The sequence below is a fragment of the Corynebacterium sp. MSK035 genome, from assembly GCF_030232615.1.
Lineage (GTDB): Bacteria > Actinomycetota > Actinomycetes > Mycobacteriales > Mycobacteriaceae > Corynebacterium > Corynebacterium jeikeium_D.
Genome location: NZ_JASPJP010000034.1, coordinates 1 through 3,933 on the forward strand (window position 1 = coordinate 1; position 3,933 = coordinate 3,933).

The 3,933-nt window shown below is 56.1% G+C and carries 4 protein-coding genes; all 4 read left to right on the forward strand.

The genetic code is table 11. From position 1 onward, the window contains the following. Window positions 1-558 precede the first annotated feature (558 nt). The 4 genes from QP978_RS10665 to QP978_RS10680 all read left to right on the forward strand — a co-directional run bounded on the left by QP978_RS10665 (window position 559) and on the right by QP978_RS10680 (window position 3,874). Complete coding sequence (locus QP978_RS10665) at window positions 559-1,731, forward strand: ornithine cyclodeaminase family protein (protein ID WP_284857160.1); 1,173 nt, start codon at window positions 559-561, stop codon at window positions 1,729-1,731. A gap of 72 nt (window positions 1,732-1,803) precedes the next feature. Continuing rightward, window positions 1,804-3,261, forward strand: coding sequence for a type I glutamate--ammonia ligase (gene glnA, locus QP978_RS10670; RefSeq protein WP_048732579.1), 1,458 nt, complete (start codon window positions 1,804-1,806; stop codon window positions 3,259-3,261). Window positions 3,262-3,423: 162 nt separating this feature from the next. Next, on the forward strand, window positions 3,424-3,618 hold the full coding sequence (locus QP978_RS10675; RefSeq protein ID WP_049170202.1) for a PspC domain-containing protein: 195 nt from the start codon (window positions 3,424-3,426) through the stop codon (window positions 3,616-3,618). Window positions 3,619-3,670: 52 nt separating this feature from the next. Then, window positions 3,671-3,874, forward strand: coding sequence for a PspC domain-containing protein (locus QP978_RS10680; protein ID WP_284857161.1), 204 nt, complete (start codon window positions 3,671-3,673; stop codon window positions 3,872-3,874). The last annotated feature ends 59 nt before the right edge of the window (window positions 3,875-3,933 follow it).

Sequence of the window (3,933 nt, forward strand, 5' to 3'; positions counted from 1 at the left end):
CTCGCGGTCACGTATCGCGCGGGAGTGGTGCTTGCGGCGATTCTGGTCTGGTTACGCATATAAGAGACACGCCCTAGGGACAACACGAGGGACGGATGCGAGGGCAGGGATGGGCGGCCACCAAGAGCGGATGGGGCATGCTGCGAAGGTAAGGTGCCAGGCAATCACGCCCGTTGAACCAGAAATGTGTCGCAGATTAATGACATGTGACAAAGTTCATAAACATTGATGCGTGGGAGGATAATTCACTCATCTGTAATCGTTCTCAAAAAGTATCAATTGTGCATGTCGAAGTAGTTATTACGGGCAACTTATTGACGGAAATTGGGCTCTGTCGCTGTGACCGTCGTAAAGCGGGAATGTCGTGCTGAAAACTGCGTAAACGCCCCCTACGCTGTGGTTTTTCCGTATGGTAGTACGACATACCCCTCGGAAATGGCGCCTCGAGAGCCCGCGCCGAGGCGTTTTGATTGATTCTGGAGAGCATGCATCTGGAATAACTTAAGCCCAGCCGCCGCATAGGGTGGCCGATGAACATTAAGAAGGATTTGAGCATTCTTGACTAACGAAAACGCTGCCAACCCAGAAAACTCAACTCGCATTGATTTTCTCTACCTCAGCGAACCGGACATGGTTGAAGCTGGTGTCACGGATTTCGCCGAGTGTGTTGAGACCATGGAAGAAACCCTGATTCTGCTGGCTGACGGCGACTACCGGATGGCCGGCGCTTCCGCTAACTCCCACGGTGCCCAGATCAACTTCCCGGATAACCCAATCCATGAGGGTATGCCGGCAAATGGCCCTGACCGTCGTTTCATGGCAATGCCCGCTTACCTCGGTGGTCGCTTCAACGGCGCAGGTGTGAAGTGGTACGGCTCCAATGCCGATAACCGCCAGAACGACCTGCCACGTTCGATCCACCTGTTCATTCTCAACGATGCAATTACGGGTGCCCCGAAGGCTGTCATGTCGGCAAACCTCCTGTCGGCCTACCGCACTGGCGCTGTTCCGGGTGTCGGCGTCAAGCACCTGGCCGTCGAAGACGCCGAGGTCGTTGGCATCATTGGCCCGGGTGTTATGAGCCGCACCATTCTCGGCTCCGCTATGTCGCAGCGTCCGAGCATTAAGAAGGTTAAGGTCAAGGGCCGCTCCCAGGCTTCGACCCAGAAGGCTGTGGATTGGATTAAGAACGAGTTCCCGCAGCTGGAAGAGGTCCGTATCGTCGAGACCGAAGAAGAGGCCATCCGCGACTCCGACATCCTCATCGCCGGCACCTCGACTTCCTCCGATGGCCCGTCCGGTTTCCCGTACTTCAAGAAGGAGTATCTGAAGCCCGGCGCGCTGCTGCTCATGCCAGCCGCTGCACGCCTCGACGACGACTTCGTGCGTTCCGACGACTGCAACCTCGTCGTTGACTACACCGGCCTGTACGAAGAGTGGTTCAACGAGAACGGCCCAGACGTGACCTATGAGCGCTTGCTCGGTATTCCGGGTAACCGCTGGTGGGACATGAAGGAAGAGGGCACTCTTCCCGCCGAGAAGCTTGTCAACATTGGCGATATCGCTTCCGGTAAGGCCCCGGGTCGCCAGAACGACGAGGAAATCTTCTGCTACTCCATCGGAGGCATGCCAGTCGAGGACGTCGCCTGGGCCACCGATGTCTACGACAACGCCCTGGCAAAGGGCATCGGCACCAAGCTGAACCTGTGGGATGTTCCGCTGCTGAAGTAGTAGTGACCAGTAATTTCAACACCACGATTAGTAAGCTCAACAAGCTAGACGCGAAGTAGGCGAGTTTTACCAATGGGTAAGTTCAAACCCAGCAGTGACCAGACAACTCCGGAAGGAATCCAACGATACATCCGGGACAATGACATTCGCTGGGTAGACGTCCAGTTCACCGACGTTCCCGGCATCGAACAGCACCTAACCGTTCCGGTATCCGAGTTTGATGAGGACTCAGCCTACGAGGGCCTCGCCTTCGACGGATCGTCCATTGCGGGTTACACCTCGGTGGATAACTCCGACATGATGCTGCTGCCCGACCTGGACACGGCTTTCATCGACCCGTTCCGTAAGTCGAAGACGCTGAACATGAAGTTCTTCGTCCATGACCCGCACACCCGCGAGCCGTTTAGTCGCGACCCGCGCAATATTGCCCGTAAGGCCGAGAACTACCTGAACGAACTGGGCTTCGCCGATACCTGTAATTTTGGCGCTGAGGCAGAGTTCTACATCTTCGACTCCGTCCGCTACGACTCCAGTTCAAACAAGTCATTCCACGAGGTGGACTCGGTTGAGGGCTGGTGGAACTCCGGTGTGAAGGTAAACCCGGACGGATCGCGCAACCTCGGCCACAAGGTGCGCACCAAAGGCGGCTACTTCCCTACTGCTCCGTATGACCACATGCAGGATCTTCGTGACGAAATCGGCGAGCACCTGCAGGATGTTGGCTTCCATGTTGAGCGCTCCCACCACGAGATGGGCTCCGGCGGTCAGCAGGAGATTAACTATCGTTTCAATACCCTGCTGCACGCCGCCGATGACATGCAGACTTTCAAGTACGTGGTGAAGAACACCGCCAAGTTCAACCAGAAGTCCGCTACCTTCATGCCGAAGCCGTTGGCCGGCGATGGCGGCTCTGGTATGCACATCCACCAGTCACTGTGGAAGGATGGCAAGCCACTATTCCACGATGAAAACGGTTACGGTGGCCTGTCCGACATGGCGCGCTACTACATTGGCGGCATCTTGAAGCACGCCGGTGCAGTCCTGGCTTTCACCAACCCGACAATGAACAGCTACCACCGCCTGGTTCCGGGATTCGAGGCTCCCGTCAACTTGGTCTACAGCCAGGAGAACCGCTCGGCCGCCATCCGAATCCCGATTACCGGCGCAAACCCGAAGGCCAAGCGCATCGAGTTCCGCGCTCCGGACCCGTCGGGCAACCCGTACTTGGCTTTCACCGCCGCAATGATGGCTGGTCTCGACGGCATCAAGAACCGCATCGAGCCTGGCAAGCCGATTGACAAGGATCTCTACGAGCTGCCACCAGAGGAACTCAAGGACGTCCCCACCGTCCCGCATTCGCTGGAGGGTGCGCTGAAGGCGCTGGAAGAGGACCACGAGTTCCTGCTTGCCGGCGATGTCTTCACACAGGATCTCATCGACGCGCATATCCGCTACAAGTTCGAGCAGGAGATTATGCCGGCACGTCTGCGCCCGACGACGCAGGAGTTCGAGCTCTACTACGACTGCTAGCATTCGCCCCGTAAAGCTCGCTTGACGACGCCCACACCGCTACCCCACCTAACCGTATTGGGGTAGCGGTGTTTTTAGCTGGGACACGCTGTTTTTAGTCGGCACATTTAGTAGAGCTAGCACCACTGCGAACTAAACGGATTGGGGCTACCCTTGATTGTTATGAACAACATGTCACTGACCCGTTCCACCAATAACAAAATGGTTGCAGGTGTGCTCGGTGGATTCGCTGAGTATTTCAACTGGGATGCGACTTTGCTGCGCGTTATATTTGTCGCGTCTTTCCTGATGCCTGGTCCGCAGTTTCTTCTCTACCTCGCAGCATGGATTATCATGCCGAAGGAAACTTACGTATAAGCGCGGTCGACCGAAAAATGCCTAAATAGCCATACCTTGGAGTTTTTATCTGATGAGCGACGCCGCTCCCGAAAAGTCCACCAAGAAAACTTACCGCTCGCGTAATGACCGCCTCCTCGGTGGCGTCCTCGCAGGAATCGCGGAAAGCCAAGGCTGGGATATCACTTTCACACGAATGGTCTACATCATCCTTCCCTGCGTTGGATCGATGATTGGCTGGAAGATTGGCGCTGGGTTCCTAGGGCGTGTCTCCTAATTGTGGGCCTGTGCTCGAGCATGATTGAGGTGTGTCACAACGGTCTAGATTTACGCAGT